Genomic DNA, 14826 nt, shown 5'->3' on the forward strand with positions numbered 1-14826 from the left:
TTGGCCTAATCCGGATGTGGATCCGACAATTTGGCCACTCGATGCGAACGTCATTTCGAAAATAATCTGGTCTATCGCGGGACGACGTCAAGAGTTGGCGCGGGCTGGGCGCCGGCACGAAGTCTCTTAGCCGGGGCGTTCGACCGGCTGCGACCTGCCCATGCTCGACATGGTATCTGGCATGCGTTCGGCCTGTCGCCCCGGAGTTTTCAGCAGCGCGCGTTCGGATGCTCCGGCTGGACTGCAATGCGCAGGCCGCCTCCCGGCAGCGGGGGGAACTGGTTGTCGGAAAGTGTCAGATCCTGCTCGGGGACCGTCCAATCGAGCTTGCGCAGCTGCATGACGGCTTCGGTCAGCAGCTCCATCGTGAGCCATTCGCCCGGGCAGCGGTGATTTTGCAGATAGTCGCCGCCGCCCTGCGGCACGAGCCCCTCGGGTTGGATGTCACGGCCCAGATGGCGTTCGGCGCGGAAGCGTTCCGCGTCCTCCCAAATGTCAGGGTCGTGGTTGGTGCCGTAGAGATCGAGGACCAGCCAATCGCCGGGTTCGAACCGGGCGCCGTGCCAGTCGAACGCCTCGCGCACGCGCCCGCCGATCGCCGGGAAGAACGGGTAGAGCCTGCGCACCTCCTCGGCGATCGCGCGGCAGGTCGGCTCGTCGTCTTCCGCAACGGCCGGGATGGCTGCGCGGTGGGAGTGCAGAGCGTGGGCGGCGAACACGACATAGCGCCCGACCGCCACGATCGGACGCAGGATGTTCAGGAGTTCCTTCACGGCCACGTCTTCGCTCATCCGGCTGCCGTCCAGATCGGTGTGGAAGGCGAGCTTGGCCAAGGTGCTTCCGGCAGGTCCGTCCGCTTCGCGCGTCTGCGAAATCAGGCTGCGCGCCCAACGCTCGCACCGCGCCCGGAGCCAGCGTGCCTGTAGATAGGCAGGCCCGAGCGTGCCGGCCGCGGCGAACATCGTGCTGAGTTCGCGCGCGCGGCTGGCAACGTCGTGCTGTGCCGGGTCGATGCCGCACCAGCGCAGCGCCGTTCGCGTCATGATGCCGTCGACGGCATCAGAGAAGTCGATCTCGCAGCCTTGCCAACTGCGGGCCGCAGCCTGCCATTCCTCTGCGAAAATCCGGCGGGCCGCGCGCAGTCGGTCGCGGTCCATGAGGTCCAGAAACATCTGCTTGCGGATGTGATGGGCTTCGTCGTCGAGGCTTTGCACGCTGCCCTTGCCTTGAAGAAGCGGCACCACGGTGGGCGGCATAGCACCGCGACGCGTCATCCGTCCCGGCTCATAGAAGCTGCGTACCGCGTCGCGTCCGCGCAGGAAGGTCACGGGGCGCAGCATCAGCCGGGTTCGGAACGCATCGCTCCCAAGCTGATCGCAACGGCGGGAAATGAACGAATAGCCCTCGCTGAGGAAGGCCCGGGTGCTGTCGATCCCCGAGAGATGGGGAATGGATTGGGAATTCTGCATTTGCCTTGCCTCGCTATGGGCCTGATTGGTTGCTGGTGCTAGGGGCGCGACGCCGATGCGGGCTGCGCCAAGCCCGCGGCAGGTGGCATCACGGGCGTCTGCCTTCGTCCTCTGCGCTTCGGCCGGACGGATCACCCATTGCCGCGGCGGTGGCGCCGCGCGAGCGTCGCGATCTGCTGGAACTCCTCGGCAATGCTTAGCGGAAGCGCGTCGGTCGCGTCCGGGTCCGCGCCGGGATCTTCCTGACCGTCATGCATGACTTCGCGTTCGCCGATCCACGCCATGACGGTCTCGCGCGATTCTGCGGGCAGTTCCGACACCAGCCGTGCCAGAACGCGGCGTTGCGCGATCAAACGAGCCTCCAGCGTGACCAATGTTTCTTCGAGATAGGTATTTGGCATCTGGTCGCTCTCTTCGCGGGGTCCCGGCGGGTTGGCGCCGGGACCCCGATTTTAGGTGAATTGAAGTCAATAATTCGCGGGCGGATCGCTTGCCGGGAAACTTTCATCCATTTCCTCGTCGACCCGGTCCCAGTTCCGAGGCGGGTTTCGCATCTGCGAGGGACCTGCGGGACGGACGCCCTGTGCCGAGGTGCCGCGCCGTTGGTTGATGAGATACCCCAAGGCACCGAGGGCTGAGGCTGCAAAGAGCAGTCTGGTCAACATGGTAGGCCTCCTTTGGTCAAAGTGAGACCCCCGCGTGGGACCCGTGCAGTGCTCCGCGCGAGGGTCGTCATGCTTACCCGAAAAACGAACCCCGCCAGCCTTTGTTCCATGGCGCGAACCATCGTGAATCTGGCGGAACAAACCGTGCGCGGCTGGCGTGCGCGCAGGAACAAGCGGGATGCTCACTCGTTGATCCGTTCCATAGCCATGGAGGAGATCATGACCGAGAATGGCGATGACAAAGACGTCAGAGACGTCCATGTGGTGCGCTCTGACCTTGCGGCGCCGAGCCGACCGGACGGGTATCACGGCGTCGAGCAACCGATCATGCCGGACTTGCCGGAGCAACCCGCGGAGATCCTCCCCGACGGCGAACTGGCGTCCGCCGTGCGGAGCGCGCTCGAGGGCGACGGACGAGTCGACATGAGCCATGTCCTGATCGTCGCGGAAGAAGGGGTGGTGACGCTCGAAGGCACGATCGGGCTGGAATTCCAGCGCACGCTCGCAGAAGCGCTTGCACAGGAAGTGCGTGGTGTTCTGCTGGTCCGCAATCAGCTCGGCGTAGGGCCCGCGTGATGTGCTCGGACGCCTGACCGCCGAAAAGTCGAGCGAACGAAAATTCGCGCGGGCCGCAGCTTCTGCTGGCGGCCCGCGTCTTTAAATCAGATCATCGGCATGCCGCCGGTGACGGCCACCGTCGCGCCTGACGTGTAGCTCGAGCGCGGATCGGCAAGCATCACGTAGGCGGAAGCCAGCTCCGCCGGTTGCGCGGGGCGGCCCATCGGCTTGTCCTCGCCGAAATGCGCGACCGAGTCCTCAGGCAGCGTCGAGGGGATCAGCGGTGTCCAGACCGGCCCCGGTGCGACGCAATTCACGCGGATCCCGCGCTCTGCCACCATCTGTGCCAGCCCGGTGGTGAAGTTCTGGATCGCACCCTTGGTCGCCGCGTAAGCCAGCAGACCGGGATTGGGTTTGTCCGAGTTGATCGAGGCCGTGTTGATGATCGCGCCGTTCTTCTCCATCACCGGGAGCGCCGCCTTGCACAGGTAGAACATCGAATGAATGTTGGTGCGGAAGGTCGTTTCCCATTCTTCATCGGAGATGTCCTCGATCTCGTCGAAATGCATCTGGTGCGCCGCGTTGTTGACGAGAATGTCGAGACGCCCGAAGGCTTCATGCGTATCGCGCACCAATGCGCGACAGTGATCGGCGTCCTGAATGTCGCCGGGCATCACATACGCGCGGCGGCCTGCCTCTTCGACAAGCCGGCGCGTTTCCTCGGCCTCGTCATGCTCTTCGAGATAGGAAATCATCACGTCGGCCCCTTCGCGCGCATAGGCCAGGGCCACGGCGCGACCGATGCCGCTGTCTGCGCCCGTCACAAGGGCGGCCATCCCGTCGAGCCTGCCCGACCCGACATAGCTCTGCTCGCCATGATCGGGGCGCGGGTCCATCTTCTCCGTCGAACCGGGAACGGATTGCGGTTGCTTGGGGAAGGGAGGTTTGGGGTAATTCATTGCCGGGCTCCTTTCTGGATGGGTCTGAACGCACCAACCGGATGCGCGCTGCTATGTTCCTGTGTTTCTTCATGGGGCGCCGCGGCCCCCTCCTCACAGGCTCTTGTGGGAACATCAGCAAGACGCATCCGTTTCCCTAATCCATTCATCACATCTGACAGTGGAGGCAGACATGTCCGACACCGTTGCCGATTTCATTCTTTCTCGCCTCAAGCAGTGGGGCACTACCCGTATCTATGGCTTCCCGGGAGACGGGATCAGCGGGCTCGTCGCAGCGCTTGGACGCGATGACGAGATCGAATTCGTTCAGGCACGCCACGAGGAAAGCGCCGCGTTCATGGCGGCGGCGCATGCGAAATGGACCGGCGAGGTGGGCTGTTGTCTCGCGACCTCCGGCCCCGGCGCGATCCACCTGCTCAACGGTCTCTACGACGCCAAGCTGGACCACCAGCCGGTGCTTGCGATCGTCGGCCAGCAGGGGCGCAACGCGCTTGGCGGCAATTACCAGCAGGAGGTCGACCTGCAATCGCTCTTCAAGGATGTGGCGAGCGAATACGTCCACACGATGATGGCACCGGGACAGGCGCGCCACCTGATCGACCGGGCGCTCCGGATCGCGCAGGCGCGGCGCAGCGTGACCTGCGTGATCGCCCCCAATGACGTGCAGGAGGCTCAGGCGGTCGAAGCGCCGCCCCACGCCCATGGCACCGTCCACAGCGGCGTCGGCTATCAGGCGCCGCGCCTGCTGCCGGCAGACAAGGACCTCGCCGCCGCGGCGGATATCCTGAACGCGGGCGAGAAGGTCGGCATCCTCGTCGGCGCGGGCGCGATCGGCGCAGAGACGCAGATCACCCAGCTTGCCGAAACCCTTGGCGCAGGCGTCGCGAAGGCGCTTCTGGGCAAGGCCGCGCTGCCGGACGATCTGCCCTTCGTGACCGGCTCGATCGGGCTTCTGGGCACGCAGGCCTCCGACTGGATGATGCGCGAATGCGACACGCTTCTGATGATCGGCTCGCGCTTCCCATATTCGGAATTCCTGCCCGAGGAAGGGCAGGCCAAGGCGGTGCAGATCGACCTCGACCCGACGATGGTGTCGATGCGCTACCCGATGGACGTGAACCTCGTTGGCGATGCAGCCGACACGGTGGAGGCCCTGTTGCCGCGCCTCAAGCCCAAGACCGACCGGTCGTGGCGTGAGAAGATCGAGAAGAAGACCGCCGAATGGTGGGACGGTGTCGAAAAGCGCGCCAAGGAGAGCGCCGACCCCGTCAATCCCGAACGGCTGTTCTGGGAGGCGTCGTCGCGGCTGCCCGACAACGCGATCCTGTCGGCGGACTCCGGCAGCTCGGCCAACTGGCTGGCGCGTGCGATCAAGATCCGCCGCGGCATGAAGGCCTCGCTTTCGGGGACGCTGGCGACGATGTGCCCGGGCGTGCCCTACGCTGTGGCGGCGAAGTTCTGCTATCCGGACCGCGCGGCTGTGGCCTTCGTGGGTGACGGCGCGATGCAGATGCTGGGCATCACCGACCTGATCACCGTCTCGAAATACTGGCGCGACTGGGCAGACCCGCGGCTGGTGATCTGTGTGCTGGCCAACCAGGACCTCAACCAAGTGACCTGGGAGCTGCGCGCGATGGCCGACAGCCCGCGTGTCGACAAGACGCAGGACGTGCCCGATATCGACATGGCCGCATATGCGGAGCTGTTGGGCCTCAAGGGGCTGCGGATCGACCGCACCGAGGAGATCGGTCCGGCCTGGGAAGCCGCCTTCGCCGCGGATCGCCCGACCGTGATCCACGCCACCGTCGATCCCGACGTGCCGACGCTGCCGCCCCATATCACGATGGAGCAGGCGAAATCCTTCATGAGCGCGCTCGTCCATGGAGACTCCGAGGCCGGTGGCATCGTGAAGCAGGCGTTCAAGCGCGTCACGGACCGCTGAGATGACCCTCGGCTCCGATCCGCTGATCGAGGGGGTCGACGTCTCCGTCCTGACGATCCCGACAGATGCACCGGAATCCGACGGGACGCTGGAATGGAGCGAGACCTCGATGGTTCTCGTCTCCATCTCCGCTGGGGGCGAGACCGGCCTTGGCTACAGTTACACGACCCCCGCGACGGCGGGGATCGTGCGCGATACTCTCTTTCCACAAGTGAAAGGGCGCAATGCGCTCGACATCGCGAAGCTCTGGCTGGCGATGGTGCATGCCACGCGCAACATCGGGCGCGATGGTCCCGTCGCGATGGCAATTGCGGCGGTGGACACGGCGCTTTGGGACCTAAAAGGGAAGCTGCTGGGCCAGCCCGTCGCCGCCCTTCTCGGCCGCGCGCGCGACGCGATTCCGGCCTATGGCTCGGGCGGCTTCACCTCCTATGACGACCGGCAGCTGCGCGACCAACTCGAGGGTTGGGCCGCCGAAGGCTTCTCGATGGTGAAGATCAAGGTCGGGCGCGACCCCGATCGTGATCCGCACCGGTTGAAACAGGCGCGCAACGCCATCGGTTCCGACTGTCGGCTGTTCATGGATGCGAATGGTGCCCAGAACCGCAAGGAGGCGCTGGCGTTGGCCGAGCGTGCCCGCGAATTCGGCGTCGAATGGCACGAGGAGCCGGTCTCCTCGGACGATCTCGAAGGGCTGCGCCTGTGCCGCGACCGGGCCCCGGCGGGGATGAATGTCACGGCGGGGGAGTACGGTTTCAATATCGGCTATTTCCGCCACATGCTCGAAGCGGGCGCGGTGGATGTGCTGCAGGCGGATGCCACGCGCTGCGCGGGTATCACCGGCTTCATGGGCGTGGCCGCGCTGAGCGCCGCGCATCAGGTGCCGCTCTCTGCGCATTGCGCTCCCGCGCTGCATCTGCACGCCTGCCTCGCCGCGCTGCCCGCGATCCATCTCGAATGGTTTCACGACCATGTCCGGATCGAGGGGATGCTGTTCGACGGCGCGCCCGAGCCGGATAAGGGCCAGCTTCGCGACAATGGCGAACCGGGGCTGGGGCTGCGGCTGCGTCCGCGTGAAGCCGAGCGGTTCCGACAGGCCTGAGCGCAGTTCCCGGCGCATCGTCTGACGCCGGGACGAAAGGTTTCGGCAGTAGCAAAGGGAATTCGCAATGACCCATGACAGGATATACGAAGCATTCCGACGCCGCACCCGTCGGCCCGTCGGCGGCATCGGGCTGGGCGCCATCGTCGCAGGCGTGGGCCTCGGTTTCGTCGCCGCCGGGCTGGCCGCGCGCCGCCCGCGTTCCGGCAACCCGGTGAAGCGGTCGCGCAACAAGCGCGAGGCGCTGCGGCTCGGTCGGGACGGGGCCGCGATCATGGGCGCAAGCGTCCTTTTCGACAGCGCGCTGGAACATCTGCGCGGCGATTTCCGCCGCGACGAGATGTATGTCGCCCCGCTGACTGGAGCGACCGCGATGGCAGCCGCCCTGGCGGAGCCGCGGCGCAGCAAGCGCGGCCGGGCGCTCGAGGCGACGCATCTCACCTCCGTCGGGATCGGGATGGCCGGGATGGGGTTCCACCTGCGCAACATCAGTCGCCGGCCCGGTGGGATTTCGTGGAACAACCTGTTCTACGCCGCGCCGCTCGGTGCACCGGGGGCGCTGATCATGAGCGGTCTGTTCGGCATCGTCACCCACCGGATGGCCCAGACTCGCGGCTACGAGCATCTGCACGGGCGCGAACTGGCCTGCCTCACCGCGCTCGCGCTGGTGGCGGAGTCGGGCGAAGTTGCGCTGCTGCATTTCCGCGGCGCGTTCCATGACAAGGCGATGTATCTGCCGGTCACGCTGCCGCCGCTCGCCGCCGCCGGGCTGATGGCGCAGGCGATCTATCCGCATAGGCGCTTCCGGCGCCCGCTTACCCTGCTGCTGCGCGCGGTCGAGGGGCTTGGCTATGTCGGCACAGGCTTTCATGCCTACGGCGTCGCACGCAACTCGGCGGGCTGGCGCAACTGGCGACAGACGACGCTGGCGGGCCCGCCGATGCCCGCGCCAATCAGCTTCGCGGGGCTCGGCAAGACCGGGCGTGCCGCACTCGATCTGCTCGCGGTGGAACAGGATCAGCCGCACCAGACAAAGGAAAGGGCAGCGATATGAGCGAACCGTTTCGTACCCCGTATCCGGGCTATGACGTGCTCGATAAATGGGACAGCCCGTCCTTCGACGATCAGACCCGCGAGGTTCTGCGCGCGCGACGTGATCCGCCGCCGCGCCGCTTCCTCGACCCGGACCAGTTCGCGCTTCTGGAGGCGCTCTGCGCGGTCGTGATCCCGCAGCGCCGCCCCGAGCCCGTGCCCATCGCGCCCTTCATCGACGCGGCGCTGCACGAGGATCGCGGCACCGGCACCCGGTTCGCCACGATGCCGCCCGAGCGCGAGGCATGGCCCCGCGGCCTGAAGGCGATTGATGCCGAGGCACGCGCGACGTTCGACGGGCGCGGATTTCGCGAGCTCGACCGGCCCGAGCAGGAGCGCCTGCTGCGCGCCATCGATCGCAGCGACTGTCGCGCGCCCGAGACATGGCAGGACATGCCACCGCAGAAATTCTTCCGCGCGCTTTTGCTCAAGCAGATCGTGGAAATCTATTACAGCGCCCCCGCCGGGATGAGCGAGATCGGCTATGGCGGCCCCGCCGCGCCACGCGGCTATGTGCGCCTCAAGGCCGGCCAGATCGACCCGTGGGAGGCGCCCTTCGGAAAATGGGAGGACCAGGCATGACCCAAGACGCGTCTCGCAGCGATCGCCCCCGCGCGGTGGATGGCCACGCCCCGGACGTATTCAAGCGCGAAGGGCAGGTGCTGATGCGCGAATACCCTAAGAACGCGCCGGTCGATTTCGTGATCGTCGGTGCGGGCTGCGGCGGTTCGGTTCTCGCAGCCAAGCTCGCCGAAGCCGGAATGTCGGTGGTGCTGTTCGATGCCGGTCCCTTCTTCCAGCCAAAGCGCGACTTCGCATCCGATGAGCGCGAGCAGGACAAGCTCTATTGGCTCGATCCGCGTATCTCCGACGGCGACGATCCGATCGAACTCGGGGCGAACAACTCCGGCCGCGCGGTGGGTGGCTCCTCGGTGCATTTCCAGATGGTGTCGCTCCGCTTCCGTCCGGAATGGTTCAAGTCCCGCTCGAAACTTGGTTACGGCCGCGACTGGCCCGTCGATTGGCGCGAGATGTGGCGCTACTACGACGAGGTGGAGGACGCTCTGAAGATTTCGGGGCCGATCCGCTACCCGTGGGGGCCCGATCGCGGGCGCTACCCCTATCGCGAGCATGAGGTGAACGAGGCCGGTCTGGTTCTGGCGCGCGGGGCCGAGGCGCTTGGCGTCGATTGGGCGCCGACGCCGCTCTGCACCGTCTCCGCGCCACGCGGGAAGTCTCCGCCCTGCGCCTATCGCGGCATGTGCAAGATCGGCTGTTCGGTGAATGCCAAGCAGAGCATGCTGATTACCTATGTCCCCCGCGCGATCAAGGCGGGGGCGGAGGTGCGCGACCTCGCCATGGTTGGCCGCATCGAAACGGGCCCGGACGGGCGCGCCAGTGGCGTCTCCTACCATCGCGACGGGGAATGGCATTTCCAGAAGGCCGCGAATGTGGTGGTGGCCGGCTACTCCATCGAGACGCCGCGGCTGTTGCTGAACTCGGCCAACGCACAGCATCCGCAGGGCTTGGGCAATTCCAACGGCATGGTCGGGCGCAACCTCATGGTGCATGCGAACGACGCCGTCTGGGGCGAGTTCGACGCGGAGATCCGCTGGTACAAGGGCCCGCCCTCGATGGCGACCTGCGAGCACTGGAACTATGCCGATGACGACCCGAGCAAGGATTTCGACGGTGGCTATTCCTTCATGAGCCAAGGCCCGCTGCCCGGCGATTTTGCGGGCACGCTGGTCTCCTCGTCGGGGCTGTTCGGCGACGATCTGCTGAGCAAGATGGGCCGCTACAACCGGATGGCGGGGCTGAAGATGGTGGGAGAGTCGATGCCGTCACCGGACAACCGCGTGACGCTGGCCGACGAGACCGATGCGCTTGGCCTTCCCCGGGCCAAGGTGACCCATTCCTTCTGCGACAATGACAAGCGGCTGCAGGAACATGCACGGGGGTTCATGTCCCGGATGATGCGCGCCGCGGGCGGTCACAACCTGTTCGAAACCCAGAGCACGGCGCATCTGATGGGCGGTTGCCCGATGGGCGACGATCCCGAGACCTCGGTCACCAACAACATGGGCCGCAGCTGGGATGTCGACAATCTGTGGATCTGTGACGGCTCGCTGATGCCCACCGGCGGCGGCGTGAACCCGGCGATGACGATCCTCGCCAATGCCGCGCGGATCGCCGACCGGATCATCGATGCGCGCTTCCATTGAAGACGAAGGGTGGCGCCCCGCACGCGGGCGGGGCGCTGCGAGTTCATAGAAATTACCCGATTTGAGAGGACGCCATGAAGATCAAGGTCGAATATGCGGACGGTCTGAGGGCCGACAAGAACGTCGACCGGTTGCCGGAGGTCGATGACCGCTTCGAGGGCGACCTCGTGGAGAACGTCACGGAGTACACCCCCTTGCGAGAAGGCTATGCGGCTTACGTCCGGCTCAAGAAACCTCCCGGAGAACGCTCCGAATAAGCGCGTGTTCGGCGGCTGATCCGCTGCAGGGTCACTCGCCGGATTTCACCGCCGTATCTTCGAACACCCGCCCTTCGTCATCGGTGACGCGCAGGTGAACGGTGAGGTCCGCATTCGCTTCCAACGAGATCTTCGCTGTGGAAAGCGGGCCGGTCGCGTCTCCATCGGATACAGGAACAGAGCCGGCTTGCCGGTTGACGGATCGCCCGTTCGGGCCGCTTTTCATCACCTCGAGGATATATTTACCCGAATGGCCGGGCTCCAGCCGGGAGAAGGTCTCAATCGTGACAAGTCCTTTGTCTTTCGAGAGTGAAATCCATGCGCGCCCGGCCCCGTCGGCCAGAGCCTGAAACGGTGCGACAAGTAGAAAGGCGAGGAGATAGGCCTTCAGTTTCATGATGAGCTCCTGTGATCACGGGGCGCGCCGGCCGGTTGAGGTCTCCAGAGTAAAAACGAACGTAGTGCCGGCCAAGAACAGCAGCTGGGACCGCACGTCTCTGGCGATCACGTCGCTGGTGCCTTTCTCAGATGATGCAAGACCCTGACATATCGAGAATATCACGTCTGATCGGAGCTGGCTTTACCCCGGACGGTTTATTTCCGTCCCCGCTCGGCCATTCGAATGATCGCGCTCGCTGACGGGAGAGGGCGACGCGCCCAGTTCCTCGGCTACCTTCAAGATGCCGCCCAGCCGGGCGACGGCCACGAAGTGTTTCATCGCGTTGAGGTCGATGTCTCTCAGCGTTTCTTGCGCCTTCGCTAAACGACGATGCCATGCGGCGGTCGTTTGCCCATCCCTGCGGCGTGTGACCGTCACGACGGCTTAACCTCCGTCCCATTCAGAGGGAGCTGCACCCTGACCTCGAGACCCGCGTCGCGACCGCTCGGCGGCGAGGTCAGAGTGAGGGGGCTTTCGATGCGCTCCGCGATCACTGAGACGATGGCGAGGCCCAACCCGCTGCCGTCATTCGTGCTGCCTGCTCGCTCGAACCGCGCAGTCAGGCGCGCCAGCGTCTCCTTGGGGATGACGGGCCCGCCATTCGTCACTGTGAACACGCCCTCCTTGGTCAGCCGTACCGTGACGGGGTCGTCCTGCGCACCGTGCTTCAGGGCGTTCTCGATGAGGTTCCGGCACAGGATGCCGAAGGCGTCGGGATCGAGATCCGAGAGCACGGGCGTCTCCGGTAACTCCAGCGCAATACGCCCGGGATCGAGGCTGCGCGCGAGGTCTTCGACAATCAGGCGGGCGGTCATGCGCAGGTCCGAACTGCGCTCCAGCCGCAACGGCCCGCCTTCCGCCCGGGCGAGCTGCAGCAGTCGTTCCGAGAGCCGCGTGAGACGTTTGAGCGTCGCTTCGATATCGGCGGCGCGTGCCTTGGCGGCTGGATCGGTGGTTTCCGCGCTCAGCCGTTGGGTCTGCGCGATGGCACCGGCAAGCGGTGTGCGCAGTTCATGGGCCGCATTCGAGGCGAAGCTTCGCTCGGCCTCGATCCCCTCGCGCAACCGCCCCAGAAGATTGTTGAGCGTGGCTGCGACCGGGGCGATCTCGGCCTGCAGGTCGTCAGTCGGAATGGGTGTAAGGTCGCGGGCGTTGCGCGCCTCGAGGCTGGTCCGGAACCGCCGCAACGGCCCCAGATTGGTCCGCACCGCGAGAACGACAGCCGCGAAAGCGAGCGGGATCACGATCAGCAAAGGCAGGCCGAGGCCGAGCTCGATCTCGCGGGCGACCTGCGCGCGATGCGCGAGCGGCTCCGCGACGGTGATCCGTACCGTGTCCTGAAGCGCGGCATCGCTGTACAGCCGGTGGGTGGCCGTCTGGCTGAAGCCCCGTCCCTCATACGCAGGGAACACGGAGGGATCGGCGGCGTGGGATTGGAGCAGGATACGCCCCTCCGCGTCCCGCACGATATAGGTGAAGAATTCCTCGTGATTGCGAAGCTGCGCAAGGCGCTGTGTCACATTCGTGCTGTCACGGTTCACGATATCCATGACCGCGAGGGGCAGAATCCGCTGCGCCGTTTCCTGAAGCGTGGAATCGAAGACCTCGCTCATCTCCTTGCGCACGATCAGCGCGGTGACCGTCGCTGCGGCGATCCACATCAACGCCAGCACGACCCCGAGCGAAAGTCCCAGACGGGCCTGAAGGCTTCGCGGCAGCCTCATGCCTTGCCCAGCCTGTAGCCGAGGCCGCGTTCTGTCTCGATCACATGGGCGCCGAGTTTCTTGCGCAGGCGGCTGACATGGACCTCGATCGTGTTGCTCTCCACTTCCGCATCGAAGGCGTAGAGCTTCTCTTCTAGCTGGGCTTTCGACAGCAACTGGCCGGGTCGCGAGAGGAACGCTTCGAACAGGGCCCATTCGCGCGCGGTCAGCTGCACGGGCTTGCCGTCGCGCCTGATGCTGCGCGCGGCGAGGTCGATCTCGAGCCCGGCATGGCTCACGATCGGGTTCGGATTGCCGCTGTAGCGCCGCGCCACCGACCCGATGCGCGCCGAGAGCTCCGCGAGATCGAAGGGCTTCACGAGATAGTCGTCGGCGCCCGCGTTAAGCCCCTCGATCCGGTCCGAGACCTGATCGAGCGCGGTCATGATGATAACCGGCGTCACATCGCCCCGGCCGCGCAGCGCCTTCAGAAAGCCGATGCCCCGACCGTCGGGAAGCATGAGGTCCAGCAGGACGAGATCGTAGCCGGTGCTGCGGACCGACGCGCCCGCTTCGTCGAGTCGCGTGACCCAGTCCACGGAGTGACCGTCGCTTGCGATCTGGTCGCGCACCGCGTTGCCCAGAATAGTGTCGTCCTCGATCAGCAGCATGCGCATCTTCGTTCCATCTCTTGTCCGTTGACCCCTCTTAACCCGCCCGGCTGACACCAAGCTGACGCTGCGCGGGATGCGGCTTCAGGTTCCCGTCAGATTGATTGCCCATGAAAGGTGCGGAATTGGCCGTGAACAGGAGTTTGGCCCATGAAGAAGACCATGACAATTCTCGCCTTTCTCGCGACGTTCCCGGCCGGGGCGGCCCTGGCCGATGACGATTGTTTCGCGCCGATGGCGGATTGGCAGCCCCGCGACGCCGTGGTCCAGCTCGCCGAGCAGAACGGCTGGACAGTGCGCCGCATCAAGATCGACGACGGCTGCTACGAGATCGACGGCACTGACGTGCAGGGCCGCCGGGTCGAAGTGAAGCTTCATCCGGCGACGCTCCAGGTTCTCGAGATCGAATTTGAAAACGGCGAAGACGGTCGGTCCCGCCAAGATCGTGAAGGAGACAACCATGAGTGACGCAGCATTTCGCGACGCAACGCGTCCGAACGGCGAGGCCGGGGGACGCGTGCGGGTCTGGGATCCGCTGGTGCGGATATTCCACTGGGCTCTTGTCGCCACCTTCGTGATTGCTTGGTTCACCGCCGACGAAGTGCAGCCGGTGCATGAGGTCGCAGGCTACACTGTCGCCGGGCTGGTCGCGCTCCGACTGATCTGGGGGATCGTGGGCGGGCGCTATGCCCGGTTCACCCAGTTCCTCAGAGGGCCGGCGCAGACGCTCTCCTATCTTGGCGATATGCTGCGCGGCAAGGAGCGTCGCTATCTCGGTCACAACCCTGCGGGGGCGTTGATGATCGTGGCGTTGCTGATCTCGCTGTCGGGAACCGCCTTCACCGGCTGGCTGATGGCGGAACCGACACGCCTCGCGATGCTGCCCGCGCTGCCGCAGATCGTGACCCCGGCGCTGGCCGACGAGGAGGGCGAATATGGCGAGGGCGCAGAGGGCGGCGGTAACGAGGCGCTCGAGGAGCTGCACGAGGTTCTCGCCAATCTGGTCCTGCTGCTCGTGGCGTTGCATGTCGCCGGTGTCGTTCTTGCGTCTTTCCGGCATCGCGAGAACCTCGCGCGGTCGATGCTCACCGGTGACAAGCGTGCGCCTGGCCCCGGCGATATCGCCTGACCGCTTCCGATTTCGTCACCAAGGCCGTTTCGTTCCGCGGCCTCACTCGGCCCCGCCCTCACACGGCGGGGCCTTTTTCCTGACGCCAAGCTGAAGCGGAAACCGTCCGCCTGTCAGGATGCCCTCAGGTCCGCTGCCCAGATTGTCGGTAGCAGATGAAAAAGGAGACACTGCCATGCGAAAGACCCTGACTGCACTTCCCCTCATCGCCCTGCTGCCCGCAGGGATGGCCTTGGCCGACGACGACTACAGAAAGTCTTCGCGCGGCGAAGGAATGTCCCGTGATGCGGTGATGCAGATGGCGCGCGAGAACGGCTGGACCGTCGAGGAAATCGAGAGCGAAGACGGCCGATACAAGATCGAGGGCCGCGACCGCGACGGGCGGAAAATCGACACCAAGCTCGATCCGGCGACGCTGCGCCTCATCAGGTCGGAACATGAGGACGATGACGAAGAAGACGACGACGATGACGATGACGATTACGGCGCATCGGCGCGCAACCCGGCCCCCGCGGGCACGGTCGCCCCGCCGAAAAACGGTCTCTTCGGCAACGGCGCGCCGCCCAAGGTTCAGGTGAACTGAGCCGACATCGCATTCCTCCCCCAAAAAAGGAT

General features: G+C 65.5%; 17 protein-coding genes. 10 read left to right on the plus strand and 7 right to left on the minus strand.

The window, feature by feature from the left end; translation table 11 throughout:
- Positions 1-209 precede the first annotated feature (209 nt).
- The 3 genes from DEM26_RS03515 to DEM26_RS03525 form a co-directional block, all read right to left on the minus strand.
- Positions 210-1469, minus strand: a complete 1260-nt coding sequence (locus tag DEM26_RS03515) for a cytochrome P450 (RefSeq protein ID WP_109171713.1) — start codon at positions 1467-1469, stop codon at positions 210-212.
- 131 nt (positions 1470-1600) lie between these two features.
- Positions 1601-1870, minus strand: coding sequence for a hypothetical protein (locus tag DEM26_RS03520; protein WP_075776385.1), 270 nt, complete (start codon positions 1868-1870; stop codon positions 1601-1603).
- 66 nt (positions 1871-1936) lie between these two features.
- Positions 1937-2134: a hypothetical protein gene (locus tag DEM26_RS03525; RefSeq protein WP_075776384.1), complete on the minus strand. Its 198-nt coding sequence runs from the start codon at positions 2132-2134 to the stop codon at positions 1937-1939.
- 69 nt (positions 2135-2203) lie between these two features.
- Here DEM26_RS03525 and DEM26_RS03530 point away from each other — a divergent pair, with 69 nt between their 5' ends.
- Positions 2204-2710, plus strand: a complete 507-nt coding sequence (locus DEM26_RS03530) for a BON domain-containing protein (protein WP_109171714.1) — start codon at positions 2204-2206, stop codon at positions 2708-2710.
- Between the two features lie 86 nt (positions 2711-2796).
- On the opposite strand, the gene DEM26_RS03535 is transcribed toward DEM26_RS03530, so the two are convergent.
- Positions 2797-3651 carry an SDR family oxidoreductase gene (locus tag DEM26_RS03535; protein WP_075776382.1) on the minus strand — a complete coding sequence of 285 codons (855 nt, stop codon included), beginning with the start codon at positions 3649-3651 and terminating at the stop codon, positions 2797-2799.
- 172 nt (positions 3652-3823) lie between these two features.
- On the opposite strand from DEM26_RS03535, the gene DEM26_RS03540 reads away from it, so the two are divergent.
- The 6 genes from DEM26_RS03540 (at position 3824) to DEM26_RS03565 (ending at position 10269) form a co-directional block, all read left to right on the plus strand.
- A complete protein-coding gene (locus DEM26_RS03540; RefSeq protein ID WP_109171715.1) occupies positions 3824-5593 on the plus strand; it encodes a thiamine pyrophosphate-requiring protein in 1770 nt (589 codons plus the stop codon).
- A gap of 1 nt (position 5594) precedes the next feature.
- Entirely contained in the window at positions 5595-6695 is a 1101-nt protein-coding gene (locus DEM26_RS03545) for an enolase C-terminal domain-like protein (RefSeq protein ID WP_109171716.1), read from the plus strand.
- A gap of 67 nt (positions 6696-6762) precedes the next feature.
- The gene (locus DEM26_RS03550; protein WP_109171717.1) at positions 6763-7749 is read left to right on the plus strand and encodes a hypothetical protein; all 987 of its coding nucleotides are present in this window, start codon (positions 6763-6765) and stop codon (positions 7747-7749) included.
- Entirely contained in the window at positions 7746-8369 is a 624-nt protein-coding gene (locus DEM26_RS03555) for a gluconate 2-dehydrogenase subunit 3 family protein (protein WP_075776378.1), read from the plus strand. The genes DEM26_RS03550 and DEM26_RS03555 overlap by 4 nt, the downstream gene beginning before the upstream one ends.
- On the plus strand, positions 8366-10012 hold the full coding sequence (locus tag DEM26_RS03560) for a GMC family oxidoreductase (RefSeq protein WP_109171718.1): 1647 nt from the start codon (positions 8366-8368) through the stop codon (positions 10010-10012). Before DEM26_RS03555 ends, DEM26_RS03560 begins: the two co-directional genes overlap by 4 nt.
- A gap of 74 nt (positions 10013-10086) precedes the next feature.
- Positions 10087-10269, plus strand: a complete 183-nt coding sequence (locus DEM26_RS03565; RefSeq protein WP_075776376.1) for a hypothetical protein — start codon at positions 10087-10089, stop codon at positions 10267-10269.
- A 31-nt stretch (positions 10270-10300) separates the two neighbouring features.
- Here DEM26_RS03565 and csgH read toward each other — a convergent pair whose 3' ends face one another.
- From csgH to DEM26_RS03585, 3 genes are all read right to left on the minus strand, one after another.
- A complete protein-coding gene (csgH, locus tag DEM26_RS03570; protein WP_088722031.1) occupies positions 10301-10666 on the minus strand; it encodes a curli-like amyloid fiber formation chaperone CsgH in 366 nt (121 codons plus the stop codon).
- A gap of 416 nt (positions 10667-11082) precedes the next feature.
- Positions 11083-12432 (minus strand): ATP-binding protein, encoded by a 1350-nt coding sequence (locus tag DEM26_RS03580; protein ID WP_075776373.1) that lies wholly within the window; start codon positions 12430-12432, stop codon positions 11083-11085.
- Entirely contained in the window at positions 12429-13088 is a 660-nt protein-coding gene (locus DEM26_RS03585) for a response regulator transcription factor (protein ID WP_109171720.1), read from the minus strand. The genes DEM26_RS03580 and DEM26_RS03585 overlap by 4 nt, the downstream gene beginning before the upstream one ends.
- Before the next feature lie 144 nt (positions 13089-13232).
- On the opposite strand from DEM26_RS03585, the gene DEM26_RS03590 reads away from it, so the two are divergent.
- The 3 genes from DEM26_RS03590 to DEM26_RS03600 all read left to right on the plus strand — a co-directional run bounded on the left by DEM26_RS03590 (position 13233) and on the right by DEM26_RS03600 (position 14794).
- Positions 13233-13550, plus strand: a complete 318-nt coding sequence (locus DEM26_RS03590) for a PepSY domain-containing protein (RefSeq protein ID WP_109171721.1) — start codon at positions 13233-13235, stop codon at positions 13548-13550.
- On the plus strand, positions 13543-14211 hold the full coding sequence (locus tag DEM26_RS03595) for a cytochrome b/b6 domain-containing protein (RefSeq protein WP_109171722.1): 669 nt from the start codon (positions 13543-13545) through the stop codon (positions 14209-14211). The genes DEM26_RS03590 and DEM26_RS03595 overlap by 8 nt, the downstream gene beginning before the upstream one ends.
- 175 nt (positions 14212-14386) lie before the next feature.
- Positions 14387-14794 (plus strand): PepSY domain-containing protein, encoded by a 408-nt coding sequence (locus DEM26_RS03600; RefSeq protein ID WP_109171723.1) that lies wholly within the window; start codon positions 14387-14389, stop codon positions 14792-14794.
- Positions 14795-14826 lie beyond the last annotated feature (32 nt).

It is taken from the genome of Thioclava sp. NG1 (assembly GCF_003122275.1).
In the GTDB taxonomy this organism is placed as follows: Bacteria; Pseudomonadota; Alphaproteobacteria; order Rhodobacterales; family Rhodobacteraceae; genus Thioclava; species Thioclava nitratireducens.